We start from the raw sequence: 26,364 nt of genomic DNA, 5'->3' as shown, positions 1-26,364 counted from the left end.
AAGAAATGCTGGCCGCCGGAGGAGCCGCCTTTCCATGAGCCTGCCAGTCCTGGTCGGTCTTGTCGTGTTCGGTATCGCGTTGTCGGTCGCGGCCGTGCATTTCACCGGCGGCACGACAACCGCGGCGCTTGCCGGCGCGGATCAGGCGCTCGCACGCTTTGCCGAGGATTTTCCTGACGAAAGGCCGGGCGCCGTGCGGCTGACAGCCGACAACCATGCCGCCTTTCTCGATCTCGGCCCGCAGCGCTGCGGCATCGTCCAAAGCATAGGCGACTGTTTTTTGACTCGCATCGTCACGCCGCACGACATTCTGGCGCTGGCCAGGGAAGGCAATGTGGTTTCGCTGCGGCTCAATGATTTCACCTGGAAAGGTGGCCGGTTTGCTTTTGCCGAAGAAGCCGGCGCGCTGGCCGTCGCGGCGGCATTGCAAGGCCGTGAGCGGATGCGAGAGGCGGCGTGATGGACCAGTATAACTTCCCCCAGGTGACGCAGCTTGCGATCCCCTTCTTCGTCGCGGCGATCCTGATCGAGCTTTGGTTGGTGCGCACCGGCCGCGCCAAGGGATCGTTCGAAACGCATGACACGCTGACCAGTCTGATGATGGGAACGGGCAATGTCGTTGCAGGCCTGCTGCTCGGCGTCGTGTCCTACTGGGCGCTGCTCTGGCTCTGGCAGTTCCGCCTCTTCAATCTCGGCCTGTCGATCTGGGTGTTTGTCGCCGCCTTCCTGCTCGATGATCTGCGCTACTATGTCTATCACCGCGTCGCGCACCGGGTGCGCTGGGTGTGGGCCGAGCACGTCAACCATCATTCCAGCCAGCATTACAATCTCTCGACGGCGCTGAGACAGAGCTGGACTGGTCTCTTTACCTTCACCTTTGTCTTGCAGGCGCCGCTGGTGCTGCTCGGCTTCCATCCGGCGGTGATCGCCTTCGTCTTCGGCTTCAACCTAGTCTGGCAGTTCTGGATCCACACCGAGACGCTCGGCAAGATGTGGGGCTGGTTCGAGTTCATCTTCAACACGCCCTCGCACCATCGCGTCCACCACGCTACCAATCCGCGCTATCTTGACGCCAACTATGCCGGCACGCTGATCGTCTGGGACCGCATGTTCGGTACCTTCGTCGAGGAGTTGGAGGAGGACCGGCCGCGCTACGGCATCGTCAAGAACATCGGCACCTTCAACCCGTTGAAGGTGGCATTCCACGAGTGGATCGGCATGTTCAAGGACGCGCTGGCGCCGGGACTGACGTTTGGTCAGCGGCTAAACTATCTCATCCAGCCGCCAGGCTGGAGCCATGACGGCTCGCGCGATACGTCCGAGACGTTGAAGGCGGCTTATGTCAGGCGAAATCCGTCGGAGGCGGGCAAGCCGGGATTGCCAAGCGCGGCTGCCGAGCCGGCGGAGTAGCTACTCCGCCGCTTCCGCCCGCGCCGGCAGCCCCAGCCATTGCCGGCAATCGGCCAGCGCGCGCGATGTGATCGCATGGCGTTTGGCGAGGGTCTTGTCCTTGCCGCGCAGGCGCTTGCCCTCGGTCTTGGGTGCTTCCACGGGCGGGAACAGGCCGAAATTGACGTTCATCGGCTGGAAGGAGCGTTTGCCCGGCTCGTCGTCGCAGACAATATGGCCGCCGGTGATGTGGTTGAGCAGCGCTCCGAAGGCCGTGGTCGAAGGCGGCAGCGCCGGCGCCTGTCCAAGCCGTTCTGCGGCGGCGAAGCGGCCGGCAAGCAGGCCGATGGCGGCGCTTTCGACATAGCCTTCGCAACCGGTGATCTGGCCGGCAAAGCGCAGGCCGGGGCGCCACTTCAGCTGCAGCGAAGGATCGAGCAGCGTCGGCGAGTTGATATAGGTGTTTCGGTGCAGGCCGCCGAGCCGCGCGAAGTCCGCGTTTTCGAGACCCGGAATGGTGCGGAAGATGCGCACCTGCTCGGCATGCTTCAGCTTGGTCTGGAAACCGACCATGTTGTAAAGCGTGCCGAGCGCATTGTCCTGGCGAAGCTGCACCACCGCATAGGCCTTGACCGAGGGATTGTGAGCGTTGGTCAGGCCCATCGGCTTCATCGGGCCGTAGCGCAGCGTCTCGACGCCGCGCTCGGCCATCACCTCGATCGGTAGGCAGCCGTCGAAATAGGGCGTGCCTTCCCACTCTTTGAACTCGGTTTTCTGTCCCTCCAGCAGCGCTGCCACGAAGGCGAGATACTGCTCCTTGTCCATCGGGCAGTTGATGTAGTCCTTGCCAGTGCCGCCGGGACCGACCTTGTCGTAGCGCGACTGGAACCAGGCCGTGTTCATGTCGATCGTGTCGAAATGCACGATCGGCGCGATGGCGTCGAAAAAGGCAAGCGCATCGGCGCCGGTGGCTTCCGCGATCGACTGCGCCAGTGAAGGCGCGGTCAGCGGGCCGGTGGCGATGATCGCCTGGTCCCACTCCTCGGGCGGCAGTCCGGCCACTTCCTCTCGCTGGATGGTGATCAGCGGATGCGCTTCGATCTTTGCGGTGACCGCGTCGGAAAAGCCGTCGCGGTCGACCGCCAGCGCGCCGCCGGCTGGCACCTGGTTGGCGTCGCCGGCGCTCATGATCAGCGAGCCGGCAAGCCGCATTTCGGCATGCAGCAAGCCGACGGCGTTGTTCTCGGCATCGTCGGAACGGAAGGAGTTGGAGCAGACCAACTCGGCCAAGCCGTCGGTCTTATGCGCGTCGGTGCCGCGCACAGGGCGCATTTCATGCAGCACGACCGGAACGCCGGCTTGCGCGATCTGCCATGCGGCTTCGGAGCCGGCGAGGCCGCCGCCGATGACGTGTACGGGATTTTTGCTCATAAGCGTCGGAATAATCGCTTGGGGACGCGTTTGCAATTGCCGGCCAAATGACCGGCCGGGCGACGAGCCCTAAAAACAACAACACCCGCCGGGGGAAGAGGTCCGGCGGGTGTCGTTTTGGGGGTCGATCCTCGGGAGGAGGTGAAGATCGACCGTATTCGTCATCGCCGGGGAGGAGGTCGGCTTTGACGAAATCTCTTTCGCCATTTGAGGGCGAGAATTCTTTTCGCCTTTGAGAAGGGCGAAACCTTCGAAGACGAACTAGGTTCCCTTGGAAGACGAACTAGGTTCGCTTCTGAACAACCTAGGTTCGCTTCTGAACAACGCCCGCCGGGGGAGGAGGTCCGGCGGGCGCCGTTTCGGTGGTCAACCCTTGGGAGGAGGTAAGGGTTGGCCGTATCCGTCAGGGTCGGGGAGGAGGTCGACCCTGGCGAAATTCCTTGCTTAGATCGCCTTGCGGGCGACCATCTTGATCTCGTCGCGAACGATGCCGAGATCATGGAGCTGGCGGTTCGAAAGCCGACCCAGCTCAGCAACGGTGTCGCGGTAGACGCGCCAGTTACAATAGCTGCGGATCAGGTTCATTGTCTTGCTCTTTCAAAACTGGTTCGGACCAATTGCGGTCCGAAGCGGATTAGACCGCCTTGCGGGCGACGTAGTGGATGTCGCTGCGGCTGATGCCAAGATCGGTCAGTTCACGGTTCGACAGGCGGCTCAGCTCGGAAACGGTCTCCCGGTAGCGGCGCCAGTTGCGGTAGTTGCGGATCAGGTTCATGGTAGTTCTCGTTTCGTCTTTAGTTCGGATCATTCCGTTTGTGTACGAACGGAAAATAGGTGGGATCGTATCGGTTTAAAAGTGCCGTTGGCGCATGGCAGCAATGCAAATTGTGCAATGCAACATTAACGGCCATTCACGCCTGCGTCACAAAGAAGGCCGAATCGGAAAACTGCCGCTGCGTCAACGGTTTGGCTGTTCCGGCTAAGGGCATGACCGGGCTCCGGGGGAAAGCATGGCGAGCTATTCGGCACGGGTAAGGGTGGATATCGCGCGCTGGCGGGAGGCTGGGCTGATCGATCCAGCCACGGCGGAGGCATTGACGCGTGACGTCGCGGCCAACGAACGCGCATCGCTGAGTTTCGGCTCCATCCTGGCGATGATGGCAGCGCTTCTGTTCGGCGCTGCGATCCTGATCTTCGTCGCGGCGAATTGGGAGACCATCCCGCGTCTCGTTCGCGTGGCGGCGCTGTTTGCGGTCATCCTTGCCGGCTATGTCGGCGGCGCGGTGCTGAAGATGCGCGATCATGCCGCGATCGGCGAGGCGCTGTGGATCGTTGCCGCCGCCGCTTTCGGCGGCTCGATCGCACTGATCGGCCAGATGTATCACCTCTCGGGCGACGAAGCCTCGGCGCTGCTCGCCTGGTGCGCCGGCACGGCGCTGGCGGCGGCGGCGCTGCGTTCCAACCCGCTGACGGTGGCGGCGGTCGGCATCGCGGACGCCTGGCTGGCCCTCAAGGGGTTCGGCTTCTACTGGCGCGCGGAAATTCCGCATCTCTTCATCGTCATGGCGATAATCCTGTTCGCCATCTCGTTCTGGACGCGCAGCCGGGCCGCGCGCCACCTTATCATTCTGTCGGTCATCCTCTATCTGGTTCTGTTGGCGACGGATCACGACACGCTGCCGGTGGCGGTGTCGCTGGCTGTCGCCTCGGCGCTGCTCTTTGCTGTTTCGGTCTTTGCCGGCGACCCGGTCGACAGGATCCTTGAGCTGGGTGGCCGGCTGCCCTTGCACGCCTTGCTCGGCTTCCTCACCGGCATGGCGATCATCCAGTTCGAACTGGCGGATGAAAGCACCTACAACAGCGGCTTCGCCGTCGCCTCGGTCGTGACCCTTGCCGGCATCGTCGCGGCGATCATGCTGGCAGGCCGCGAGAGCAGAGGGCTGCGCTGGCTGGCCTATGCCGGCTTCGCCTTCGAACTCGCCATCATCTATGGCGTCACCCTGCAGTCGATGCTGGATACGGCCGGCTTCTTCCTCGCCGCGGCCGTGCTGCTCGGCATGCTGGCGCTGGTCATCATCCGCATCGAGAAGCGCATGAGAGCGCCCGCCGAGACAGGAGCCGCGGCATGACCGGCAAGAAACTCATCATCTCGGCGCTGGTGCTGGCACTCGTCCAGATCGGCTTCCTCAGTTGGATCATTGCCGGCCGGGCTGCGATCCTGCGCAACGGCAAGGAAGTGCTCTTGAAAGTCGAGCCCGTCGATCCGCGCGATCTCCTGCGTGGCGACTACATCTCGCTCAACAACAACATTTCGCGCATTCCAGTGAAGCTGATCGCCAATGTTCCGCAAGGCAAGTCCACCAGCGGCGACACGTCGATCGTGGTCCGGTTGAAGAAAGGCCCCGACGGCTACTGGCAGCCGACGACCGCCTGGTTCGGCCAGGCGCCGGCGCCGGCCGGCCCAGACGAGGCCGACATAGCCGGACGAATCGCCGACGGTTGGGGTCTGCGTGACGTGGATGCGACGATTGCTCCGGACTACGGGATCGACCGCTTCTATCTGCCGGAAGGCCAAGGCGTGGCGATCCAGGACGACATGCGGGTACGGCCGTTCGGCATCAAGCTCGCGCTCGCGTCCGACGGCACGGCACAGATCAAGGCGCTGATGGACGGCGACAAGACGCTGTTCGAGGAGCCGCTTTATTAGGGACCATCAGGCGCCGTCCTCTTTCGCCAACGGCTTCGGAGGGTGGTGCGGATGAAGGGACTCGAACCCCCACGCCTTTCGGCACTGGAACCTAAATCCAGGGCGTCTACCAATTCCGCCACATCCGCTTTCCCCGGCAATCCCATGTAGCCATCATTCTGTCAATGTCGGGGCTCAAATGGCCATTATTCGCCTGATCGCGAAGATGGTTGAAAATTAGCCGAGCCTGTGACAAAAGGCGTGTCGAATGTGACGGGACGCGACTATCCGCTTCTGCAGAATGTAAGAAGAAGTAGGAAAAACAAAGACTTCTTCACATTTTGGGAAGTGCAGTTCAGGAGAGTTTGAGCCGCTGAGCGGTCAAATCACCGGGTTCCGTACAGAAAGCCATTTCCGGCAAGATTATACCGGCAGGCTGTGAACGGCTAAAACCGTTTGGCAGCCTCATTGGTGAAGACAAAGGTTTTAGGATGCAGGTCACCGAAACACTCAACTCCGGTCTCAAGCGCGAGATCAAGATCACCGTGCCGGCCGGTGACATGGAAGCCAAGCTGATGGCGCGGCTGAACGATGCCCGCGACAAGGTGCGCATCAACGGCTTCCGCCCCGGCAAGGTGCCGGTGCAGCATCTGCGCAAGATTTACGGCAAGTCGTTCATGGCCGAGGTCGTCAACGAGATCCTCAACGACTCGACCCGGTCGATCATATCGGGGCGCGGCGAAAAGGCCGCCATGCAGCCTGAAGTGATCATGACCGAGGACGAGAAGGAAGCCGAGAAGATCCTGGCCGGCGGCGCCGACTTCGAATTCAGCCTCAACTACGAGGTCATCCCGGCGATCGAGGTCAAGGATTTCTCTGACATCAAGGTGACGCGTCAGGTCTATGACGTGCCGGAGCAGGAAGTCGACGATCAGGTCAAGCGCGTTGCCGAATCGGCGCGCAGCTACGAGCCGAAGACCGGCAAGGCCGCCGAGGGCGACCGTGTGACCATCGACTATGTCGGGAAAATCGGCGGCGAGGCTTTCGCCGGCGGGGCCGGCACCGACCAGCCGCTGGTGCTCGGCTCCAAGGAGTTCATTCCCGGCTTCGAGGACCAACTGATCGGCACGAAGGCCGGCGACCAGAAGCAAATCACCGTCACCTTCCCCGAAAACTACCAGGCGGCGCATCTGGCCGGCAAGGAAGCCACGTTCGACGTCACCGTCAAGGAGATTTCGGCGCCTGGCGCACTCGAAGTCAATGACGAGACGGCCAAGAATCTCGGTCTGGAATCGCTCGAGCGGCTGCGCGAGATCGTGCGCGGCCAGCTCGAGAACCAGTTCGGCTCGATGACCCGTCAGAAGGTGAAGCGCCAACTGCTTGACCAGCTCGATGCATCCTACTCCTTCGAGGCGCCGTCGAAGCTCGTCGAGGCCGAGTTCAACAACATCTGGGCTCAGGTCAACCGCGATCTCGAAGCCGCCGGCCGCACTTTCGCCGACGAAGAGACGACGGAAGAAGAGGCGCGTGCAGAATATATGCGCCTTGCCGAGCGCCGTGTGCGGCTTGGCCTGGTGCTCGCCGAGATCGGCGAGAAGGCCGGCGTCACCGTGTCGGATGAGGAACTGCAGCGCGGCCTGTTCGAGCAGGTGCGCCGTTTCCCGGCCAATCAGCAGCAGGAAGCCTTCGAGTTCTATCGCAGCAATCCGGAAGCCATCAACGCGCTGCGGGCGCCGATGTTCGAGGAGAAGGTCGTCGACTATCTGCTCGGCCAGATTACGGTCAATGACGTCAAGGTCAGCAAGGACGAGCTGATGGCCGACGACGAAGAGGCCGAAACCGCGACCAAGACCAAGGCGAAGCCGGCCAAGAAGGCTTCCTCCAAGAAGACCGAAGCCAAGGCAGAGGCAGACGAAGCCGCCGCCGAGACCGAGGAGCCGAAGAAGAAGGCTGCGCCGAAGAAGAAGGCTGCCAAGGAAGCCGAGTAACAGGCTTCAATACCGCGATTAAGAAAAGGCCGCCCCGGGCGGCCTTTTTCATTAAGGCGCGTCACACTGAACCGGATTCGGGCGACCGCTTTAGGTCTTTGTTTTGATGCATGTCGTTGTCCCAGAACCGCTGCACACTTTGGGGCGACATTGCATTAGGAGTTGCTTCATTGTGGCGGCCCGGCAACACAGGCAACTTGTCTTGATGGCCCGCCGCTGGCGATACCAACCGTTGAACATTATCTGCGTCTCATCGCATTCGCGGGTATTTGGAGACATTGGTGAGGCTGGGGTTGATGATGAGAGACGTGGTCGCCGCCGCGGCGCTCTTGTTTGCCGCAGCTACCGGCGTCGCGCTGGCCGAGCCGGGCCTCGGCAATTGGAGCGTCGGCGCCGGCGACGACGGCCAGATTACGGCATCGCTGCATGCCAGCAACAAGCTGATCACCGGCGGCGGGGCGCTGGGCTACAGCCCGGTGCTCACCTTGGCTTGCCGGCCCGACGGCGAACCGCGGTGGAGCGAATGGCTTCAGCTCAACGATGCCGTCTCCGCCAGCCGCAAGATCACCATCTCCATCATCGTCGATGGCGGCGGCAAAACCGATGAAAGCTGGTCAGTCGGCCCGCGCGGCAGAAGACTGTTCAGGGAAGGAGACGACGGCATCAGGCGTCTGGCTTCGGCGAACCGGCTGACACTGTCGTGGCGCTTTGGCCTGCTCTCTGGGCGTGGCGAGGCCGATTTCGAGCTCGCCGGTCTCTCCGAGGCGATCGGCCAGATCGCTGCGAGCTGCAAAACCGATCCGCCCTGACGCCATCTGCGCGGCACAGGTCGATCACCTGCCGCATGGCCGGGATGCGATGCCGGGCCATCGCCACTTCCATCACCGCGCCTTAGTCGACGAAGTCGCTTTGCACGTCGATGACCAGCAGGGCGGCGCGCGCCCTGTCGAATGGCTACGGTTCCTTGCCGTGTTGTCGCATGTCGGTTCTTGCCATTTTCAGATCAGCAGCAGGCCCTTCATCGAGACATTGCCCTTGCGGCCGATGATGATGTGGTCGTGCACGGCAATGCCGAGCGGCTTGGCCGTATCGATGATCTGCTTGGTCATCTCGATGTCCGCACGCGATGGCGTCGGATCGCCCGAAGGGTGGTTGTGCACTAGGATGACGGCGCTGGCGGAGAGTTCGAGCGCGCGCTTCACCACCTCGCGCGGATAGACCGGCGTGTGGTCGACCGTGCCGGTCTGCTGCACCTCGTCGGCGATCAGCCCGTTTTTCTTGTCGAGGAACAACACGCGAAATTGCTCGCGGTTCTCGAAAGCCATGGCCGAACGGCAATAGTCGAGCAGTTGCGTCCAGTTGGACAGGACTTCGCGGCCGCGCACCTCGCCGCGCGCCATCCGCTGGGCCGTCGCAGCGATGACCTTGAGATCGGTCGCGACCGTCGGACCGATGCCTTTGATTTCCTCGAGCAGGGATGCCGGCGCGCCGAGCACCTCGGCCAGCGAGCCGAACCGGGCTATCAGCGCCTTGGCGATCGGCTTGGTGTCGACGCGCGGGATCAGCCGGAACAGAAGCAGCTCGAGCAGCTCATAGTCGGGCAGGGCGTCCGGGCCGCCGGCGACGAAACGTTCGCGCAGGCGGTCGCGATGGCCGTAATAGTGGGGCTTTACCGCTGCCGCGGCCTTTTTCAGCGCCGTCTCGGGCGGTTCGATCCAGCCTTCGGAAAAGAACGCCCGCTCGTCCTCGACTTTGCCCATATTCGCCCGCTCCCCTCAGGCTTAGTCGAAGTTCTAGGACGGCAGGCCAGGGCGGTCGAGCTTTTTCGGCGACAGCGTGAAGATCTCGCAGCCGCTGTCGGTGACGCCGATCGTGTGCTCGTACTGCGCCGACAGCGAGCGGTCGCGGGTCACCGCCGTCCAGCCGTCCGACAGAACCTTCACATGCGGACGGCCGAGATTGATCATCGGCTCGACGGTGAAGATCATGCCGGGCCGCATCTCGACGCCTTCATTGACGGTGCCGTAATGCAGGATGTTCGGCGCGTCGTGAAAAAGCTGGCCGACACCGTGGCCGCAAAAATCGCGCACCACCGAGCAGCGCTCGGCCTCGGCATAGGTCTGGATCGCGGCGCCGATGGCACCGGTGCGGGCACCGGGCTTGATCGCGGCGATGCCGCGCATCAGGCACTCGTAAGTCACCTCAAGCAGTCGCTCGGCGGCGCGCTTGATCGTGCCGACCGGATACATGCGGGAGGAATCACCATGCCAGCCGTCGAGGATATAGGTGACGTCGATGTTGACGATGTCGCCTTCCTTCAGCGGCTTGTTGTCGGGAACACCGTGGCAGACGACGTGGTTGATCGAAGTGCAGGAGGACTTTGTGTAGCCGCGATAATTGAGCGTCGCCGGCAGCGCGCCATGGTCCATGCCGAACTCGAAGACGAAGCGGTCGATCGCTTCCGTCGTCACGCCGGGTTTCACCATCGGCACGAGCTCGTCGAGGCAGCGCGCGGTGAGGTCGCAGGCCTTGCGCATGCCGGCAAAGCCCTCCTCGCCGTACAGGCGGATCTGGCCGGTGTTTCGAAGGGGCGCGGTGGAGGCGTCGAGATAGGTAACCATTATTGTCCGTTTGCCGGCGTGGGCTCCAACGGAGCCGAATGCGAGAAATCTGCTCCAGATTTGGCACCGGAAGCCGCAAGGTTCAAGGACGAAGTGCGATTGCGGCCTCCATTGCGGCTTTCCTTCGGCCAGTCCATGGGTTACGGCGGGTTGTGGTATCCGGAGATAGCCTTGACGGCGCCTGAACGCGAAAGATCGATGCTGCTGCCGGTCAGGACCGCTTTCGCGGGCCTGATGGCGCTGCTGGTGCTCGCGCTGCTGAGCTTTGCTCAAGCTGGACTCTCAGCGTCAGCGGCCATGCTCCAGGGCGGTTCCAGCATCAGCGCCGCCCGCCAGGGCGACACGATCGCGCTGCTCAGGACGAACGGCAAGGCACAGGCAGTCGAAGTCCGCGTCGGGCGACCGTTGCCGATAAAGCTTCACAGCGGCATTCCCGGCGTGGTTGTGCCCGCCGGCGATCTTCTGGTTATCGCACAGGCGTTGCCAGCCGAGATGGACGTTACGTCCGAGGCGGGAACCGCGACGCCTTCGCGCACCAACCAGCCCCGCGCGCCGCCCGCCGCATAAGGCTCGGCCGCCAACGCGGCATTAAGATCAAGACATTTCCTCGCGTCGCGATCCGGCGACGGCCGCTGGCCGTCCGCCGGTCGCGTGCGTCAATTCGGATTCCATTCAATGCAACGCATCAAGACGTTCAAGACACTCACCCGCGCGGCTGCCGCGGCCTCCTTCCTGGCGGTACAGGCGGTAATCTGCATCGGCACCGTCTACTGGGCCGTTGCCGCCGCCCTTCGCATGGAGGGAATGGCGGCGATCGTGCTCGCCGCCATCTTCGCGCTGCCGTCCGCCTATCTGCTGATGGTGGTTATCCGCACGGCCTATGACGCCGAGACTGACCCGGCCAACCAGTAGCGTCGGCGATATGGAACAGGAGCAAGGGCAGGACGGCGTGGGTTGCGTCGCCCTGTCACATAATGGTTATCCTGCGGCCTTACTCAGATTTCCAGCCCCGGCGCTCGCCGGAGTTTCCTCAGCTGTGATCAAGACAGGTATTTTCATGCGCCAGATCGTTCTCGCCGCCCTCTTGCTGGCATCCACCGTGGCCGGTGCCACCGCCGCCGACGGCACGCTGGTGCTCTATACCAGCCAGCCGAACACCGACGCCCAGCAGACGGTCGACGCCTTCATGGCCAAGAACCCGGGCATCAAGGTCGACTGGGTGCGCGACGGCACGCCGAAGATCCTGGCGAAGCTGCGTGCCGAGATCGAGGCAGGCCAGCCGCAGGCCGACGTGCTTCTGATCGCCGATGTCGTGACCATGGAAGGCCTGAAGAAGGAAGGCCGGCTGCTCGCCTATCCGGAAGCCAAGGTCAACGGCCTCGACGCCGCGCTCTACGACAAGGACAAGACCTATTTCTCGACCAAGCTGATCACCACAGGCATCGTCTACAACACCAAGGCACCTTTCGTGCCGACGAGTTGGGAAGACCTGAAGAAACCCGAGGCCAAGGGCCTGATCGCGATGCCGAGCCCGCTGACCTCGGGCGCGGCGATGATCCATACGGTGACGCTGACCGGCAACCTGCCGGAGGGCTGGGACTACTACGGCGCGCTCGCCAAGAACGGCGCCCAGGCCAGCGGCGGCAACGGCGACGTGCTCAAGGCCGTCAGCGGCGGCGACAAGCTGTTCGGCATGATCGTCGACTACATGCCGATCCGCGAGAAGGCCAAGGGCGCGCCTGTCGAGTTCGTGTTCCCGAAGGAAGGCGTGTCAGCCGTCACCGAGCCGGTCGCCATCCTCTCCACCGCCAAGAACAAGGACGCCGCCAAGGCCTTCGTCGATTTCCTCTTGTCGAAGGATGGGCAGGAAGTGGCGGCCAAGATGGGCTACATCCCGGCGCGCGCCGATGTCGCGCTGCCGGCCGGTTATCCGGACCGCGCCTCGATCAAGGTGCTGGACTATGATGCGGCGGCCGCGCTCGCCAACGATGCGCAGAACAAGGAAAAGTTCAGCGCGGTGATGAGCCAGTAAGCGGCCCGGAAGGCAAGTTTGGCCTCCGCGGAACATCGCGTCGACGGGGCGAGCCCGGCGTTACCGTCAGGTGGCTTCGCCCCGTCGACCCCGATATCCGGTCAGCGTCTGTCGGCGCTGGCCGTGCTCTCGGTCATCGCGGTGCTCAGCCTGCTGCCAATGGCGCGCCTCGTGCTGGCGGCGATCGCGCCAGGGGGAGAAGTCGATTTCGCCGCCTTCGCCGGGCGGCTTGCCAGCCCTGCCGCGCTCAGAGCGACGTGGCACACGCTGGACACGGCTTTCTTCGGCGCGCTGCTGGCGCTTTGCCTCGGCATTCCGTTCGCCGTCGCGGTGACGATGACCGATCTGCCGGGACGAAAGATCCTCGGTTTCCTCCTGCTTCTGCCGTTGATGATCGCGCCCCAGGTGACGGCACTCGCCTGGCTGCATCTCTTCGGCCCGTCGAGCACGCTGCTCGGCATGCTCGGGCTGGCGCCTGCGCCTGGCAGCGGCAATCCGATGCTTGGCCGTGGCGGCATCATCCTTCTCTATGGCGTCCAGCATGCGCCGATCGTCTTCATCACCATGCGGGCTGGGCTGTCGCGCGTGCCGCGCGATGTGGTCGAGGCGGCGCGATCCTGCGGCGCGCGGCCGCTCGGCGTGCTGCGGACCATCGTGTTGCCGGTCGTGCGGCCCTATGTGGTGGCTGCCACCGCGCTTGCCTTCGTCTCAGGGGTCGGGAATTTCGGCATACCCGCGCTGCTCGGCATGCCGGTCAATTATCTCACCCTGCCGACCTTGATCTACCAGGACCTGTCGAGCTTCGGGCCGAGCGTCTTGCCGCAGATTGCGGCGCTGTCGGTGCTGGTCGGCGCCCTGGCGCTGGTCGGCATGGTGTTCCAATCGCTGGCGTTGCGCGGCGCCGGGCATCGCATCGTTGCCGGCACGCCGGCACGGTTCGAACTCGGGCGCTTCCGGCTGCCCCTCGCTTGCGCCGGTTGGCTGGTCGTCGGCCTGATCCTGATCCTTCCGGCCTGCGCGCTGCTGGCGACGTCGCTGGTGCCGTCCTTCGGTGTGCCGCTCGGTCCTCGCACGGCTACGATTGCCAATTACGCGGAAGTGCTGGTCCGGCAAGCGTCCACCGTGCGCGCCTTCCGCAATTCACTGCTCTTTGCCGGGGGCGCGGCGCTGATGCTTGCCCTGGGCGTCATCCCGATGGCAGCAACGCTCGAGCGCTTCGACAAAAGCTGGCGGCGCGTGCTCGGCGGCATCGTCGACCTGCCTTACACGATCCCCGGCGTGGTGCTGGCCATCGCCTGCATTCTGCTTTTCCTGCGGCCGCTGCCGCTGATCGGCAGCCTCTATGCGACAGCCTCGATCATCCTGATCGCCTACGCGATGCGCTTCCTGACGCTGGCGATGAAGCCGGTGGCGACGGCCGTCGGGCAGATTCCACGCGATCTGGACGAGGCCGCGGCGGTGTCCGGCGCCGGTCCGTTCCGGCGGCTCGTGACGATCACCGCGCCGCTTGCGGCCCCCGCCGCCGTGGCGGGCGGGCTGCTGGTGTTCATGAGCGCCTTCAACGAGTTGACCGTCTCGGCGCTGCTGTGGTCGAGCGGCAAGGAGACGCTCGGCGTCGTGCTGTTCAGCCTGGAAGAGGCGGGGCTCGGCACGCAGGCGGCGGCAATCGCGGTATCGACGATCGCCGTCGTGATCCTGCTGCTTCTGGTACTCGATCGGCTCGGGCGCCGCTTGCCGGCAGGGGTGCTGCCCTGGCGATGACCTTTGTTTTCCGCAATTCCGGACGGAAAACCGCTACGCACTTTTGCTGGAATGCTCTTAGGCGCCCGGCACCACCCAGGCATCGGACACCGCGACATGCACGTGCTGCCCCGCCGCCAGCGCCTCGGTGCTGTCGACCAGCAGTTGTTGTCCGGGCCCGGCGAGCGCCAGCCGCACTTCGTGCACGGGGCCGCGATAGACGCTGTCCAGGACAGTGGCCGGCAGGCCCTCGGCCGCGATGCGCAGGGCTTCAGGCCGCAGCAGGATCTTGACCGGACCGGCCGGCTTGTCGTGGCTGCGCGCCGCAAGCCGGTGGCCGGCGACATCGATGATCGAGGTCCGATCCGAATGGCCGACGGCGTTGCCCGAGATGAGGCTGCCGCGCCCGACGAAACCAGCAACAGCGACGTCGGCGGGAGAACGATAGATCTCTTGCGGGGGTGCGGCCTGCAGCACTCTGCCTTTGCTCATCACGGCGACGCGATCCGCCAGCGCCAGCGCCTCGGCCTGATCATGCGTGACATAGACGATGGTCGCGCCGGTGCGGCGATGGACATCGCGGAAGGCGTCGACCATCGAGGCGCGCAGATGCATGTCGAGATTGGCGAGCGGCTCGTCGAACAGGATGATGCCGGTTTCGGCAACGAGACAGCGGGCTAGCGCCACGCGCTGCCTCTGGCCGCCCGACAATTCGTCGATGCGACGCCTGGCGTAGCCGCCGAGCCCGACGATATCGAGCACCTGCGCGACGCGAGCGGGGATGCCGGCGGAAGGCACGTGCCTCGCTTTCAGCGGATAAGCGACGTTTTCCGCGACATCCATATGTGGCCAGAGCGCATAGGATTGGAAAACGACGCCGATATTGCGCGCCTCCGGCGGCACCTGCCGCTTCGGGTCGGCGATAAGCGCGTCGCCGAGGAACACGAAGCCTTCGCTCGGCGCCTCGAAGCCCGCGATCAACCGCAGCATCGTCGTCTTGCCGCAGCCGGAAGGGCCGAGCAGCGCCGTGAACGATCCCTCCGGAAAAGCCAGCGAAACTCCGTCCAGTGCGGTGGTGTCGCCATAGCGCTTGACAAGGGACTCGACCCGGATCTCGCTCATATTTTTCGTCCATGGCAGCTGTGATGGCCGGCAATACGGTGGAAATCCGGCATTGGCAATGCGGCCGGCATCGATGCAGACCGACGCCGATCCGCCGCGCCCGCGAACCCATTGTTTCATCGCACTGAGGTCACATTTGCGAGTCAGAAGGCCGCCAAAAGCAACTTTTCAAAACGAGCGGCGTTGCTGGAGCTACGCCAGTTCGGGAGACAGGGAATGGACAGACTGCAATTCGAGGTGCCGGTGCGCATCACGCCCGCGCCCGGCCTGCCGGTCGAGGAAATCTACAGCGTCGAGCAGGCGCTCGATTTCCTGCAGGACTGGCCGAAGCGCCGCCAGGGCAAGGTCTACGAAGCCGCGTTCAACGCCTGCTTCGGCGCGACGGTCGATGTGGCCAGCGCCGAGGAAGCCTGCCGCGCCTTCGCGGCCTTCTGTCGTGTCAGCGGATTGCTGGCGAAGGATGCGATGTTCCCCGGCAAGCTTGGCAGCAGGGCAGGAGCATATCGCGACGCGCGGGCTTAGGCCCACAACGCAGCTTTCAGCCACCGAACGACACGCCGCGATAGCGCATCCCCACCTGCACGCCGCGCACGATCACACGCGACAGGATTTCCATGTCGAGCGGCATTTGCGGGCGCCATACGTCGAGCAGGAGAGCGACGCGAGGCTGATCCGAGTTGTTCATGACTTCATGTTCGAACGTGTCGTCCCAGAGCATGCACTCGCCGTCGGCGATGCGCCTTTCCTCGTGATTGATCATCATGATCGTTGCCGGGCGGCCATCCGCCTGTTTTGGGATGACCAGGCCGAGATGGAACCGCATGATGCCGCGAAAAGGTCCCCGGTGCGGCGGGATGTGCTTGCGCGGGGCGAGGAACGAGACGGCCGCCGATTTGACCTCCGGGCACTCCGAAAGCAGCCGGGTCAGCACCGGCATCCTTGCCAGGTTCTCCGGGACCGTCATGTCGTAGGCCTTGAGCACCAACATGCGCCAGTCGAGACCGTCATTGGCCGAGATATCGGCCTGCTCCGGCATGATGTCGTGGAAGCGCGGCGCGTTGTTCAGCTTCGCCGCCAAGGCCTCGTCGCGGATGTCTTGCCAGGCGGCGGTGAACTTCGCGGCATTCGGAAAATGCGTGCCGGCATCAAGAATGGCCGGTGTATCTATGCGCTTTTCATAGATACGGCGGACCAGGTTGGTTCCGAGATCGTAGGCGCCTGACATCTCAATACCTCAGCGACGCTGTTATATAGTGGGATATTGCTTGCGGCCATCGCTCACGGAGATTTGTACGGGCGCCAGCAGGCGGATAGACATCATGCGGCCCGGTCCCGACAGGTCTTCGTCGCACAGGGTCTTCGACGCCGGGCGCGGCCCAGTGCCGACGTCGGTGATTTCGGGGGCTTCTGGTAATCCGAACCGACGACGCATCCCGAGAGCAGCGGTAACGCGGGCAAAAAAGCCCCTTCGCGGTAGCGAGACCGCGTCAAAAACCGTTATTCCGGAGTGGCTGCGGCTTGTGTCCCGCTCGTATCCTGCCTGGCTGCCCTGCTTTTGAAGATGCGGCGCACTGTGACGAACAACAGCGGCACCAAGAAGACGCCAATCACCGTCGCCGCGATCATGCCGCCCATCACGCCGATGCCGACCGAGTTCTGCGCGCCGGAGCCCGCGCCGCTGGCAATCGCAAGCGGCGTGACGCCAAGGATGAAGGCAAGCGACGTCATCAAGATCGGTCGCAGGCGTTGCCGCGCCGCTTCCAGCGTCGCTTCGACCAGCCCCATTCCCGCCGACTGCCGCTCGATGGCGAACTCGACGATAAGGATGGCGTTCTTGGCAGCAAGACCGATCGTGGTCAGCAGTCCGACCTTGAAATAGACGTCGTTGGTCTGGCCGAAGAGAGTGGCCGCCGCCAGCGCGCCGAAGATGCCGATCGGGACCGACAGCATGACGGCGAACGGGATCGACCAGCTCTCATAGAGTGCCGCAAGGCAGAGGAACACGACCAGCGCCGAAATCGCGTAGAGCGACATGGCTTGGTTGCCGGAAAGCCGTTCCTGGTGCGACAGCCCGGTCCATTCATGCGAATATCCGGCGGGCAGTTGCGCGACCAGCCGGTCGATCTCGTCCATCGCCGCGCCGGAGCTTTGACCCGCGGCCGCGGCACCCTGGATCTCGACCGCCGCCGAGCCGTTGTAGCGTTCGAGGCGGGGCGAGCCGTAGGTCCAGTGGCTGGAGGCGAAGGCCGAGAACGGCACCATGGCGCCGCCGGAGTTGCGGACCTGCCATTTGTCGATATCTTCCGGCTGCATGCGGAAGTCCGGATCCGATTGCAGATAGACCGGCTTAACCCGTCCCCGATCGATGAAATCGTTGACATAGTCGCTGCCCCAGGCGGTCGACAGCGTGTTGTTGATGTCGGCGAGGCTGATGCCCAGCGCGCTCGCCTTCTCCTGGTCGATGTCGACCGAGAATTGCGGCTGGTCCTCCTGACCGTTGGGGCGGGTGTTGGCGAGCAGCGGGCTCTTCGCGGCAAGGCCGAGCAGTTGGTTGCGCGTCTGGATCAGTGCCTCATGGCCGGCGCCATTGACGTCCTGCAGGTAGAAATCGAAGCCGTTGGTGTTGCCGAAACCCTGGATGGCGGGCGGGGCAAGGGCGAAGACCTGCGCGTCCCTGATCCTGGAGAAGGCGCCCATGGCGCGGCCGGCCACCGCTCGTGCTGCCAGGGCCGGCGTCTTGCGCTGGTCGAAATCCTTCAGCCGCACGAAGGCGATGCCGACATTCTGTCCGGCGCCGCCGAAGCCGAAGCCGGAAGCGGTGAACACGCCTTCGACCGCGTCCTTCTCTTCGTTGAGGTAATGGTCCGTCACCTTGGCGAGCACGCGCTCGGTGCGGTCCTGCGTCGCGCCGACCGGCAGCGAGGCGCTGGTGATCAGGATGCCCTGATCCTCGTCGGGCAGAAACGAGCTCGGCAAACGGGCGAACATCCAGCCCATGGCGATGACGATCGCCAGGAACACGGCAAGGAAGCGCCACGACCGGTTGATGATGCCGTGCGAGCTGTCGCGATAAGCAATCGTGCCGCGGTCGAAGACGCGGTTGAACCAGCCGAACGGGCCCCTTTGCGTCGCATGGTCCTTTGGGGCGCGCAGGATGGTGGCGCAGAGCGCCGGCGTCAGAACAAGTGCCACCAGCACCGAGAGCACCATGGCCGAGACGATGGTGACCGAGAATTGCCGGTAGATGATGCCGGTGGAGCCGCCGAAGAAGGCCATCGGCACGAACACGGCCGACAGCACGGTGGCGATGCCGATCAGCGCGCCGGTGATCTCGTTCATCGATTTGCGCGTCGCTTCTTTCGGCGGCAGACCCTCCTCATGCATGACGCGCTCGACATTCTCGACCACGACGATAGCGTCGTCGACGAGCAGGCCGATGGCCAGAACCATGGCGAACATGGTGAGCGTGTTGATGGAATAGCCGAAGAAGGAGAGCACCCCGAATGTGCCGAGCAGCACCACCGGCACGGCGATCGTCGGGATGATGGTGGCGCGCAGGTTCTGCAGGAAAAGCAGCATCACCAAAAACACCAGCACAATCGCTTCGGCGAGCGTCTTCACCACTTCCTCGATCGACAGGCGCACGAAGGGTGAGGTGTCGTACGGATAGACGACCTCGACGCCCTGCGGGAAGGTCGAGCTCAAGCGGTTGATGGTCGCGCGCACCGCCTCGGCGGTGCTGATGGCGTTGGCGCCGGTCGCCAGGTTGACGGCGACACCGGCGGCCGGCTTGCCGTTGTAATGGGCTTGCGTGGTGTAGCTTTCGGCGCCGATCTCGACCTTAGCGACATCGTTGAGGCGCACCAGCGAGCCGTCGGTGTTGCTCTTGAGGATGATGTTGCGGAACTGCTCGGCGGTCTGCAGCCGGCTCTTGGCCGTCACCGTGGCGTTGAGCTGCTGGCCCTTGCGCGCCGGCAGGCCGCCGAGCTGGCCGGCCGAAACCTGCGTATTCTGCGCCTGGATCGCGGCGGCGACATCGCTCGGCATCAGCGCGTATTGCGCTAATTTGTCAGGGTCGAGCCAGATGCGCATGGCATAGCCGGAGCCGAAAAGCTGCGTGGAACCCACGCCTTCGACGCGCTTCAGCGTGTCGTTGACGGTTGCGTCGACATAGTCGGCGAGATCGGTCGAGTTCATCTTGCCGTCGGCGGAGACGAAGCCGATGACCATCAGGAAGCCTGTCGAGGATTTGGAGACGGTGATGCCGTTGCTCTGGACTACCTGCGGCAGCTGCGACTGAACCAATTGCAGCTTGTTCTGCGTCTGCACCTGCGCGGTGTCGGGATTGGCGGCGCTGGTGAAGGTCAGCGTGATCGAGGCTTGGCCGGTCGAGGTCGAGGTCGCGGTCATGTAATCGAGATTGTCGATGCCGGTCATGCCCTGCTCGATAACCTTGGTGACCGAGTTCTCGACGGTCTGCGCATCGGCGCCGGGATAGGTGGCGTTGATGTTGACCGTGGTGGGGGCGATCTGCGGATATTGCGAGATCGGCAGCGTTTGCAGCGCCAGCAGCCCGCCCAGCATGATTACGATGGCGATCACCCAGGCGAAGATCGGCCGATTGATGAAGAAGGCCGACATCGCTCAGTTCCCGGTTGCGCCAGAGGCAGGCTGCTTTGCGGCGCCGGCGGCATTGCCGCCGGCCGGTGCTGCCGAGGCTGAGCTCTGCTCGCGGTCCTTGATCTCGCCGGTCGTTTCGTCGATCGTCACCTCGACCGGTGTCGCGTCGCCTCCGGCGCGCACCAGCTGCAGGCCCTCGACGATGACGCGGTCGCCATCGTTAATGCCGGAATCGACCAGCCAGCTGTTGCCGACGCTGTTGCGCACGCTCAGCGTACGCTGCTCGACCTTGCCCTGGGCATTGACCACCATAGCCGTCGCCTGGCCCTTGGGGTCGCGGGTGACGCCGCGCTGCGGCACCAGGAAGCTGTTTTGCGCAACGCCTTCCTCGACGATGGCGCGCACATACATGCCGGGCAGGAGCAGGCGGTCAGGATTGGGAAACTGGGCTCTGAGCGCGAAGGTGCCGGTCGACTGGTCGACATTGGCGCCGGCGAATTCCAGCTTGCCGTTCTGAGCATAGATGGTGCCGTTGTCGAGCTTCAGCTTGACGCTGACATTGGGTCCGCTGAATTTCAGCCGGCCTTCGTTGATCGCCTGGCGTAGATTGAGCAGGTTGGTGCTGGACTGCGTGACGTCGACATTGATCGGGTCGAGCGAGCGAATGGTGGTCAGCACCGTTTCCTGGTTGGCCGTGACCAGCGCGCCTGGCGTCAACGTCGATTTGTCGATCCGGCCGGCGATCGGTGCGGTGATCGAGGTGCGGTCGAGGCTGATCTTCGCGGTCTCGACGCTGGCCTTGGCCGACGCGACATCGGCTTGGGCCTGCGCAAGCGTCGCGGCGGCATCGTCGTAATCCTGCTTCGAGACCACATTCTGCTTCAGCAGCCCGGAATAGCGGTCGAACTTCGCCTGCGCGGTCGGCACCGCGGCTTCCGCCTTCTGCTGCGCGGCGACGGCGCTGTCATAGGCGGCCTGATAGCTCGCCGGATCGATGAGGTAAAGCGGCTGTCCCGCCACCACCTCGGCGCCCTCCTGGAACAGGCGCTGCTGGATGATGCCGTCGACCTGCGGGCGCACCTCGGCGACGAGCGAGGCGGCGGTGCGGCCCGGCAGCTCGGCGGTGATTGCAACCGATTGCGGGTGCAGCGTGACGACGCCGACCTCGGGCCGCCCGACGCCGCCCATGCCGGGCGGAACCTGGCTCTTTTCCTGCGAGCAGGCCGCCAGGAGCAGGGCAGCGCACAACGCGAAGACCGCCTTACGGCGCGTCGGCAAGGAAGGCTGGCTGAACAGAATGCGCATGGCCCGGATCATCTTTCGCTCGAGTTGCTGTGGCAGCCGGATGGCTGATGCAGGCGCACTGCGGAGCCATCTGGCGCCGGGCACCTGCACGAAAAGCCTGGGGCGACGGAGTGCCGCGCCTCGGCCACTCTGTGCCGCGCTTGGGAGTTTAGCAACGTGCCGAAGCGGTTCATGTCACGCTCCTTTTCCGCGGCCGGAATCGTTCGACGAAAGGGGTCAAATGTGCGGCCGCGACGCCCACCGACGTCAGTATGCCGATCCTCGGGAATAAACCAAGTGCCCCTTGCCGACCGCAGGTGCGCGCCTTCCAGGCCGTCGACTAGATAGATGGCCATGAAGAACCCGGTTATGCGATTTTCTGTGCACGTTTTTCAAAGTTCGGCGGGGATGGGTAGCGAGAGGCGATACCCGTCGAAGCTCAGCCGGATCGCGCTCTGAGCGTGCGCGCCACGAGGGCCGATTGCGGATCACGACGCCCGGCTGTGAAGCTCGGGGCTGCGGATGCAATCAGGCGCAGCATCATCAGAGCTTCCCACATAGTGCTCTCCATTCGCCTCGCGAAGCCGCCAACCACGTGAGGCGTTGCGCTGATTGGAACCCGGCCGGCCCTTGAACGGGTAGGTCAGGGGGCCGGCCGGCGCAGCCGGTCAGAGTTGCTCGCCACTCCGGGGTAGGGGTGGAGGGAGCTGTCCGCCGTGATCGGGCAGACCTCCGGGGCCGGCTGCGTCCGGCGGACCACCCCATGGACCGGGGGGCGGGCCGTGCGGCCGATCCGCCGAAGCGAGTATTTCGAGCTGCTCGGGGGTCAGCTTGGCCCGCAACACGGTGATGGCATCCTTGAGCTTGGCGGCCGAGGCGGCGCGCCTGGTCACCTCGTCGGCCAGCTTTTCCTGGAAGGCGAAGGGGTCGCGCTTGGCCTGATCCGGCTTGCCGCCGGCGGCATCGTCCGGACCGCGGCCGGCCTGGCCGAAATCCGGCCGCGGCGGCGCCAGCACAGCCTGCAGCGCGCTGGTGTAGTCGCGCCAGGCGTCGAGCTGCTCCGAGCGGATGCCGATCCGGGTTTCGAGCGCGGCGAGCCGGGCGGCAAGGAATTCCGGCGGCGGACCCAGGCGGCGCGGACCGAAGTCTTCGGGGCCGTGCCGCATCGCCCAACGCTGGCCGTGCCACGGCATCGGCCCGGGGCCGGAGTCGGGGCTTGCGTCGTCTTGCCGCCCGATTGCCGGCGGTTCGTCCCCGCGGGCTGCGCCGGGCTCCGGCTCCGCGGCGAGCACGGGGTGGATGGCCGCGACCGAGAAGAGGCCAAGCGCCAGAAGTCTGCTTCGCATGACATGATCCTTTCTGCATGCGTTCGGATGCCGGGAGGATAGGAAGCCTCTTTTGCCGCATTGCTTCGGCGCATTGCCGAAGGTTTCCGGAAAAGGGAGATTTGTTTCCGAATGTTTCCAGCGGCTTCGCGGAAACGTTCCGTTGCAATTTTCCATGCCGCCTGGTGGCGTCGCTCCCTATAATCGCGAACAAACAGGCAAGCAGGCTAAGAATGCAGGCACAATCCCACATCCTTGTCGTCGACGACGACCGCGAGATCAGGACGCTGCTCGGGCGCTATCTCGACGGGCAGGGGTTTCGCGTGTCGGTGGCGGCCGACCGGCGTGAATGCGAGCAGAAGCTCGGCTCGGGCCAGTTCGACCTTGTCGTGCTCGACGTCATGCCGCCGGACGGCTCCGGTCTCGACATCTGCCGGAGCCTGCGGGACCGCAAGCCGCACATCCCCGTCATCCTGCTGACCGCGCTGAAGGAGGATGTCGACCGCATCATCGGGCTGGAGCTCGGCGCCGACGACTATCTCGGCAAACCGTTCAATCCGCGCGAGCTTTCGGCCCGCATCCGGGCGGTGCTCAGGCGTTCGGCACCGGACGAAGCCGCGCCGCCCAAGGTTCGCGTCTATCATTTCGCCGGTTACCGGCTGGAGCCCGATACGCGCAAGGTGATGGATGCCGACGGCGCGCTGATCGACCTTACCGGCGCCGAGTTCGACCTGCTGCAGGTCTTTCTCGATCGGCCAGGTCGGCTTTTGTCGCGCGACCAACTCCTCGATCTGACGCAAGGGCGTGAGCGCGAACCGCTCGACCGGTCCGTCGACGTGCTGATGAGCCGGCTGCGGCGTAAATTCGCCGAAGCGGGCGAGGAGAACCTGTTCAAGACCGTGCGCAATGGCGGCTACCAACTGACCGCGCGCGTCGAGACGACGGAGACCGGGACGTGACCTCGCTGCGCCGGCGGCTGATCATCCTTCTGGTCGTGTCGATCCTCGGCGTCGTCGGGCTCGCCACCTTCGTCGCGGTCAAGGTGCTCGGCGGGCCGTCGCCGGAACTCATCATGGGGCCGCTCGCCCACCAGATCCAATGCATGGTGCAACTGGTTCCCGGCCATGCGCCGAATTCAGGCGATGCACCCGTCATCGTAAAGGATCGCCCGGCAGACGGCTTCGAGGACCGCAAGCACACAAAAGTACTGAACGAGATCCTGCACCACAACGGGCTGGATCTTTCGGCCGTGGTCAGCCGCAATGCCGGCAAGCCGGGAATGGTTGCTTCCGTGGAGCTGCCCGACCATCGCTGGATGATCGTCGACGTGCCCGATTTCGGCCCGCCGCGCGATGTCTGGTACGGGCTGGTGGGTTGGATGGTGCTGATCGTGCTCGGTGCCACACCTGTATCGATCTATTTCACCGGCGTGCTGGTGCGGCCGCTCGAAATGCTCGAAGCCGCCGTCAGCAAGATCGGATCGGACGGGGTGCTGGCGACCTTGCCGGAAAAAGGCTCGGCCGAGGTGAGGGCTACCGCCCATGCGCTCAACGAGCTGTCGGCAAGATTGAGGGCGGCGATGGAAAGCCGCATGCGGCTGGTGGCCGCCGCCGGCCACGATCTCAGGACCCCGATGACCAGGATGCGGCTCCGTGCCGAGTTCCTAGATGAGGATCGCGAGAAATGGCTGAGGGACCTCGACGAACTCGACCGCATCGCCGACAGCGCTATCCGCCTGGTGCGCGAGGAGGTCAACCAGGACGCGGTCGAGCCGTTGGAACTGGACAGGCTGGTCCGCGATATCGAGGTCGAGATGGTCTCGCTTGGTCATGCGGTGACGATCGACCATCTCGACCGCGTGTCGGTCAAAGCCGGCGCGCTCGGCTTGCGCCGGGCGCTGCGCAACCTGATCGTCAACGCTGCCACGCATGGCAAGAGCTGCACCGTCGCGCTTGCGGGGCGGGACGGCCAGGCGGCCCTCACCATCGCCGACAGCGGCCCCGGCATCCCGCCGGACCTGCTGAACAAGGCCTTCGAGCCCTTCTTCCGGGTTGATCCGGCGCGCACGCAATTCATTCCGGGGGCGGGGCTGGGGCTGGCGATCGCGAAGGAGATCATCGAACGCTACGGCGGGGCGATCACACTGGAGAACAGGCCGGGAGGAGGGCTGCTGCAGACGGTGGTGTTTGCAACGGCCTGACGTCGGACATTCCAGGGTTTGGCGCGGGCTTTCAACTGCTTTCAAGGCTTTGCTCGCTGCATCGTGACCGCGCCGCCGTTGCGGAGCGGCGCCGGCGCCCCCACACTGTGGCCGGCAGCTATAGCGCTTCAGTCGGGACTGCGTTGGAAAACCTTGTGCGGGGTTCCTGGGTTCGGGCGGACCATCCGGGAAAGGGCGCACAAAGCAGCTAAGGGAAGATGGCCGTCGGCTTCGATCGGTGGGTTTTTCTTTTCAGGTAGCCTCATCGATCACCGCCGTCTTGCGCTTTCGGCGCTACGTGCCTCGTGACGAGCCGCACGGCATGTAGTTTGACCCTGATCCCGAGGTCCTTGCCGCCGACCGTGACGGTGTTATCACCGACGTGCAGGACTTGGCCCGTTAGCTCGTCTTCTGCCCACTGCTGATGTTCGGCGATCTGTCCAGGATTGAATGCGGCTGGCGGTAGAAAAGGATCAATACGCTGACCCGATCCTCTGTGACGCGCTTGCGGATCGTTGCGGTGATCGCAACCCTATCGCCGACGATTATACTGCCCTTCGCCATAGGCTGAGTCTGGCTCGCGCTCAGCCTTCGTCAAGCATTTGCTCAACGTATGAGGTTGTGGTCGCGCCTGTGGCTCGCCAGGTTAGGGATGTCCTATTTCTACCCAGGAGTGGACACCGGTCTGCGGTTGAGTGTCACGGCAAGATCGCAGCCCGAGCGGAACATTACCGAGCCGCGCCCGTTGGAGAGCGCGGCGCATTCGTAGGACTGGAACACTGCTAAAGTGCCGCCGTTGGGGATGACCTGACTGCCCGTCCGGGATCGTCTCGGGCGGGCTAGCCTACAGCGAACCCGCGCCAAACCAACGAATGAACTCTGCATCCTTCCTGGTGAATTCCTTCACCGCCTTAAACAGCTTCGTGAAGATAGCCCATGGGCCGGTAATGGTTGCGTTGCGTCGATATCAGGGGGGCGCAAGATGGCGGCATGCAGTGCCGCTGCGGCTTCCATGAAGCGCGGCACCTCCAGTTCGGACAGTTGCTTGCCTTGTTCGCTGAACCGTTGCGACCTCGTACGAGCTGTCCCCCGTCTGCGGACATAACTCCTAGGCGGTGGCGTGGGGTCATAGACCGCCGCCCCTCTGCGGCCCGACAGTTCCGCGTTGGGGTTGCGTTGGGTTGAACCGCCGGGCCTAACCGACTCGGTAGGGGAGAGTCGGCTAAGGCGGAAGCTAAATTAGCATTCCTGCATTGATATAGGTTTTTATGTCTTTCCACCGGTTTCGTTGGCAGCCTGGCGGGCTCGTCAAGGCTAAGCAAGAGCAGCGTTTAGGAACGCCGCTCTCGCGCGGGTGCGGGAATGCGCGGGAATGCATATCGGGCGTGTCAGCCTGGTACATCCTGCTCGGCATCGATCTTGCCTCGCCACCTCCGCGACGGAGGCGAGGCGATGATCCTTTCACGAGATCTGTACGATTCTGATATTACCTTTCACTGCCCGGAGTGCGGAACAGCGGTGGTCCGAAAGGGATCGTGGTTCAAAAGCTCCAAGGTCTTCATATGCGACACCTGCAACGCGCAAACCCGCCTGACATACGGGCTCAAGCTCGCGATCTTCGATGCATATCTCCATCCGCCTGCCGCACCAAATCTGCCGGCCTATGTGAGGAGAAAAGAGCAATAGCGAATGGCACCGCTACCAGGCTGGGCACCTTGGACCCCTTGCGATCAGTTCATTCCGGTAAAGTAGATGGATAGCCGGCACCGATCGAAGCAAGGCCGATGACAAAGATCATGAAGGCTTCGAAACCAGTGCCGCCGTTGCCGATTCTATCCATCGAACTCCCCGTCCTTCGTGATGCCGGGTTCAAACGCGCTTCGCGTCAGAAGGTTGCGGGAACCGCGACCCTTGATGGGGTCTGCC

General features: G+C 64.0%; 23 protein-coding genes and 1 tRNA gene. 13 read left to right on the top strand and 11 right to left on the bottom strand.

Going from position 1 to position 26,364, the window contains the following annotated elements; genetic code table 11:
- The first annotated feature begins 34 nt into the window (after nucleotides 1-34).
- Together FJW06_RS05545 and FJW06_RS05540 are read left to right on the top strand one after the other, a co-directional pair.
- On the top strand, nucleotides 35-460 hold the full coding sequence (locus FJW06_RS05545; protein WP_140749177.1) for a hypothetical protein: 426 nt from the start codon (nucleotides 35-37) through the stop codon (nucleotides 458-460).
- Entirely contained in the window at nucleotides 460-1,410 is a 951-nt protein-coding gene (locus FJW06_RS05540) for a sterol desaturase family protein (protein ID WP_181178156.1), read from the top strand. The genes FJW06_RS05545 and FJW06_RS05540 overlap by 1 nt, the downstream gene beginning before the upstream one ends.
- On the opposite strand, the gene trmFO is transcribed toward FJW06_RS05540, so the two are convergent.
- The 3 genes from trmFO to FJW06_RS05525 all read right to left on the bottom strand — a co-directional run bounded on the left by trmFO (nucleotide 1,411) and on the right by FJW06_RS05525 (nucleotide 3,595).
- Nucleotides 1,411-2,820 carry a methylenetetrahydrofolate--tRNA-(uracil(54)-C(5))-methyltransferase (FADH(2)-oxidizing) TrmFO gene (gene trmFO, locus FJW06_RS05535; protein WP_140749171.1) on the bottom strand — a complete coding sequence of 470 codons (1,410 nt, stop codon included), beginning with the start codon at nucleotides 2,818-2,820 and terminating at the stop codon, nucleotides 1,411-1,413.
- 444 nt (nucleotides 2,821-3,264) lie between these two features.
- Entirely contained in the window at nucleotides 3,265-3,405 is a 141-nt protein-coding gene (locus FJW06_RS05530; protein ID WP_140749168.1) for a DUF1127 domain-containing protein, read from the bottom strand.
- Between the two features lie 49 nt (nucleotides 3,406-3,454).
- On the bottom strand, nucleotides 3,455-3,595 hold the full coding sequence (locus FJW06_RS05525) for a DUF1127 domain-containing protein (protein ID WP_071031999.1): 141 nt from the start codon (nucleotides 3,593-3,595) through the stop codon (nucleotides 3,455-3,457).
- Nucleotides 3,596-3,830: 235 nt separating this feature from the next.
- Between FJW06_RS05525 and FJW06_RS05520 the strand changes: the two genes are divergently transcribed.
- Complete coding sequence (locus FJW06_RS05520) at nucleotides 3,831-4,949, top strand: DUF2157 domain-containing protein (protein ID WP_140749165.1); 1,119 nt, start codon at nucleotides 3,831-3,833, stop codon at nucleotides 4,947-4,949.
- The gene (locus FJW06_RS05515) at nucleotides 4,946-5,527 is read left to right on the top strand and encodes a GDYXXLXY domain-containing protein (protein WP_140749162.1); all 582 of its coding nucleotides are present in this window, start codon (nucleotides 4,946-4,948) and stop codon (nucleotides 5,525-5,527) included. Before FJW06_RS05520 ends, FJW06_RS05515 begins: the two co-directional genes overlap by 4 nt.
- 43 nt (nucleotides 5,528-5,570) lie before the next feature.
- On the opposite strand, the gene FJW06_RS05510 is transcribed toward FJW06_RS05515, so the two are convergent.
- A tRNA-Leu gene (locus tag FJW06_RS05510) sits at nucleotides 5,571-5,655 on the bottom strand.
- A 342-nt stretch (nucleotides 5,656-5,997) separates the two neighbouring features.
- Between FJW06_RS05510 and tig the strand changes: the two genes are divergently transcribed.
- Together tig and FJW06_RS05500 are read left to right on the top strand one after the other, a co-directional pair.
- Nucleotides 5,998-7,494, top strand: a complete 1,497-nt coding sequence (gene tig / locus FJW06_RS05505) for a trigger factor (protein WP_140749159.1) — start codon at nucleotides 5,998-6,000, stop codon at nucleotides 7,492-7,494.
- Between the two features lie 296 nt (nucleotides 7,495-7,790).
- Complete coding sequence (locus FJW06_RS05500) at nucleotides 7,791-8,303, top strand: hypothetical protein (RefSeq protein WP_140749156.1); 513 nt, start codon at nucleotides 7,791-7,793, stop codon at nucleotides 8,301-8,303.
- 189 nt (nucleotides 8,304-8,492) lie between these two features.
- Here FJW06_RS05500 and radC read toward each other — a convergent pair whose 3' ends face one another.
- On the bottom strand, nucleotides 8,493-9,254 hold the full coding sequence (radC, locus tag FJW06_RS05495; RefSeq protein ID WP_140749153.1) for a DNA repair protein RadC: 762 nt from the start codon (nucleotides 9,252-9,254) through the stop codon (nucleotides 8,493-8,495).
- A gap of 33 nt (nucleotides 9,255-9,287) precedes the next feature.
- Nucleotides 9,288-10,115 carry a type I methionyl aminopeptidase gene (map, locus tag FJW06_RS05490; protein WP_140749150.1) on the bottom strand — a complete coding sequence of 276 codons (828 nt, stop codon included), beginning with the start codon at nucleotides 10,113-10,115 and terminating at the stop codon, nucleotides 9,288-9,290.
- A 198-nt stretch (nucleotides 10,116-10,313) separates the two neighbouring features.
- Here map and FJW06_RS05485 point away from each other — a divergent pair, with 198 nt between their 5' ends.
- From FJW06_RS05485 to FJW06_RS05470, 4 genes are all read left to right on the top strand, one after another.
- Nucleotides 10,314-10,682 (top strand): hypothetical protein, encoded by a 369-nt coding sequence (locus FJW06_RS05485; RefSeq protein WP_140749147.1) that lies wholly within the window; start codon nucleotides 10,314-10,316, stop codon nucleotides 10,680-10,682.
- A gap of 108 nt (nucleotides 10,683-10,790) precedes the next feature.
- Nucleotides 10,791-11,027 (top strand): hypothetical protein, encoded by a 237-nt coding sequence (locus FJW06_RS05480; RefSeq protein WP_140749144.1) that lies wholly within the window; start codon nucleotides 10,791-10,793, stop codon nucleotides 11,025-11,027.
- Between the two features lie 145 nt (nucleotides 11,028-11,172).
- On the top strand, nucleotides 11,173-12,147 hold the full coding sequence (locus FJW06_RS05475; protein ID WP_140749141.1) for an ABC transporter substrate-binding protein: 975 nt from the start codon (nucleotides 11,173-11,175) through the stop codon (nucleotides 12,145-12,147).
- 159 nt (nucleotides 12,148-12,306) lie between these two features.
- Nucleotides 12,307-13,908, top strand: a complete 1,602-nt coding sequence (locus FJW06_RS05470) for an iron ABC transporter permease (RefSeq protein WP_246674551.1) — start codon at nucleotides 12,307-12,309, stop codon at nucleotides 13,906-13,908.
- A 57-nt stretch (nucleotides 13,909-13,965) separates the two neighbouring features.
- On the opposite strand, the gene FJW06_RS05465 is transcribed toward FJW06_RS05470, so the two are convergent.
- Nucleotides 13,966-15,009, bottom strand: coding sequence for an ABC transporter ATP-binding protein (locus FJW06_RS05465; protein WP_140749135.1), 1,044 nt, complete (start codon nucleotides 15,007-15,009; stop codon nucleotides 13,966-13,968).
- A 216-nt stretch (nucleotides 15,010-15,225) separates the two neighbouring features.
- Between FJW06_RS05465 and FJW06_RS05460 the strand changes: the two genes are divergently transcribed.
- Nucleotides 15,226-15,531: a DUF982 domain-containing protein gene (locus FJW06_RS05460; RefSeq protein ID WP_140749132.1), complete on the top strand. Its 306-nt coding sequence runs from the start codon at nucleotides 15,226-15,228 to the stop codon at nucleotides 15,529-15,531.
- A gap of 16 nt (nucleotides 15,532-15,547) precedes the next feature.
- Here the strand turns inward: FJW06_RS05460 and FJW06_RS05455 are convergent, their stop codons facing one another.
- From FJW06_RS05455 to FJW06_RS05440, 4 genes are all read right to left on the bottom strand, one after another.
- Nucleotides 15,548-16,234, bottom strand: a complete 687-nt coding sequence (locus FJW06_RS05455) for an aspartyl/asparaginyl beta-hydroxylase domain-containing protein (RefSeq protein ID WP_140749129.1) — start codon at nucleotides 16,232-16,234, stop codon at nucleotides 15,548-15,550.
- A gap of 272 nt (nucleotides 16,235-16,506) precedes the next feature.
- Nucleotides 16,507-19,650, bottom strand: a complete 3,144-nt coding sequence (locus tag FJW06_RS05450) for an efflux RND transporter permease subunit (RefSeq protein ID WP_140749126.1) — start codon at nucleotides 19,648-19,650, stop codon at nucleotides 16,507-16,509.
- Nucleotides 19,651-19,653: 3 nt separating this feature from the next.
- Nucleotides 19,654-20,934 carry an efflux RND transporter periplasmic adaptor subunit gene (locus tag FJW06_RS05445; RefSeq protein ID WP_140749123.1) on the bottom strand — a complete coding sequence of 427 codons (1,281 nt, stop codon included), beginning with the start codon at nucleotides 20,932-20,934 and terminating at the stop codon, nucleotides 19,654-19,656.
- A gap of 647 nt (nucleotides 20,935-21,581) precedes the next feature.
- Complete coding sequence (locus tag FJW06_RS05440; RefSeq protein WP_140749120.1) at nucleotides 21,582-22,259, bottom strand: hypothetical protein; 678 nt, start codon at nucleotides 22,257-22,259, stop codon at nucleotides 21,582-21,584.
- A gap of 212 nt (nucleotides 22,260-22,471) precedes the next feature.
- On the opposite strand from FJW06_RS05440, the gene FJW06_RS05435 reads away from it, so the two are divergent.
- Both FJW06_RS05435 and FJW06_RS05430 read left to right on the top strand, forming a co-directional pair.
- Nucleotides 22,472-23,197, top strand: coding sequence for a response regulator (locus FJW06_RS05435; RefSeq protein ID WP_140749117.1), 726 nt, complete (start codon nucleotides 22,472-22,474; stop codon nucleotides 23,195-23,197).
- Complete coding sequence (locus FJW06_RS05430; RefSeq protein ID WP_140749114.1) at nucleotides 23,194-24,438, top strand: ATP-binding protein; 1,245 nt, start codon at nucleotides 23,194-23,196, stop codon at nucleotides 24,436-24,438. The genes FJW06_RS05435 and FJW06_RS05430 overlap by 4 nt, the downstream gene beginning before the upstream one ends.
- Nucleotides 24,439-26,364 lie beyond the last annotated feature (1,926 nt).

The organism is Mesorhizobium sp. B4-1-3, assembly GCF_006439355.1.
In the GTDB taxonomy this organism is placed as follows: domain Bacteria; phylum Pseudomonadota; class Alphaproteobacteria; order Rhizobiales; family Rhizobiaceae; genus Mesorhizobium.
The sequence above is the reverse complement of the archived record's forward strand: the minus strand, read 5'-3'. Positions and strand labels throughout refer to the sequence as shown.

Excerpts from the sequence above, each read along its gene's own strand:
- FJW06_RS05545 (WP_140749177.1), top strand. The coding sequence starts at position 35 with ATGAGCCTGCCAGTCCTGGTCGGTCTTGTCGTGTTCGGTATCGCGTTG.
- FJW06_RS05540 (WP_181178156.1), top strand. The coding sequence starts at position 460 with ATGGACCAGTATAACTTCCCCCAGGTGACGCAGCTTGCGATCCCCTTC.
- trmFO (WP_140749171.1), bottom strand. The coding sequence starts at position 2,820 with ATGAGCAAAAATCCCGTACACGTCATCGGCGGCGGCCTCGCCGGCTCC.
- FJW06_RS05530 (WP_140749168.1), bottom strand. The coding sequence starts at position 3,405 with ATGAACCTGATCCGCAGCTATTGTAACTGGCGCGTCTACCGCGACACC.
- FJW06_RS05525 (WP_071031999.1), bottom strand. The coding sequence starts at position 3,595 with ATGAACCTGATCCGCAACTACCGCAACTGGCGCCGCTACCGGGAGACC.
- FJW06_RS05520 (WP_140749165.1), top strand. The coding sequence starts at position 3,831 with ATGGCGAGCTATTCGGCACGGGTAAGGGTGGATATCGCGCGCTGGCGG.
- FJW06_RS05515 (WP_140749162.1), top strand. The coding sequence starts at position 4,946 with ATGACCGGCAAGAAACTCATCATCTCGGCGCTGGTGCTGGCACTCGTC.
- tig (WP_140749159.1), top strand. The coding sequence starts at position 5,998 with ATGCAGGTCACCGAAACACTCAACTCCGGTCTCAAGCGCGAGATCAAG.
- FJW06_RS05500 (WP_140749156.1), top strand. The coding sequence starts at position 7,791 with ATGATGAGAGACGTGGTCGCCGCCGCGGCGCTCTTGTTTGCCGCAGCT.
- radC (WP_140749153.1), bottom strand. The coding sequence starts at position 9,254 with ATGGGCAAAGTCGAGGACGAGCGGGCGTTCTTTTCCGAAGGCTGGATC.
- map (WP_140749150.1), bottom strand. The coding sequence starts at position 10,115 with ATGGTTACCTATCTCGACGCCTCCACCGCGCCCCTTCGAAACACCGGC.
- FJW06_RS05485 (WP_140749147.1), top strand. The coding sequence starts at position 10,314 with ATGCTGCTGCCGGTCAGGACCGCTTTCGCGGGCCTGATGGCGCTGCTG.
- FJW06_RS05480 (WP_140749144.1), top strand. The coding sequence starts at position 10,791 with ATGCAACGCATCAAGACGTTCAAGACACTCACCCGCGCGGCTGCCGCG.
- FJW06_RS05475 (WP_140749141.1), top strand. The coding sequence starts at position 11,173 with ATGCGCCAGATCGTTCTCGCCGCCCTCTTGCTGGCATCCACCGTGGCC.
- FJW06_RS05470 (WP_246674551.1), top strand. The coding sequence starts at position 12,307 with ATGGCGCGCCTCGTGCTGGCGGCGATCGCGCCAGGGGGAGAAGTCGAT.
- FJW06_RS05465 (WP_140749135.1), bottom strand. The coding sequence starts at position 15,009 with ATGAGCGAGATCCGGGTCGAGTCCCTTGTCAAGCGCTATGGCGACACC.
- FJW06_RS05460 (WP_140749132.1), top strand. The coding sequence starts at position 15,226 with ATGGACAGACTGCAATTCGAGGTGCCGGTGCGCATCACGCCCGCGCCC.
- FJW06_RS05455 (WP_140749129.1), bottom strand. The coding sequence starts at position 16,234 with ATGTCAGGCGCCTACGATCTCGGAACCAACCTGGTCCGCCGTATCTAT.
- FJW06_RS05450 (WP_140749126.1), bottom strand. The coding sequence starts at position 19,650 with ATGTCGGCCTTCTTCATCAATCGGCCGATCTTCGCCTGGGTGATCGCC.
- FJW06_RS05445 (WP_140749123.1), bottom strand. The coding sequence starts at position 20,934 with ATGCGCATTCTGTTCAGCCAGCCTTCCTTGCCGACGCGCCGTAAGGCG.
- FJW06_RS05440 (WP_140749120.1), bottom strand. The coding sequence starts at position 22,259 with ATGCGAAGCAGACTTCTGGCGCTTGGCCTCTTCTCGGTCGCGGCCATC.
- FJW06_RS05435 (WP_140749117.1), top strand. The coding sequence starts at position 22,472 with ATGCAGGCACAATCCCACATCCTTGTCGTCGACGACGACCGCGAGATC.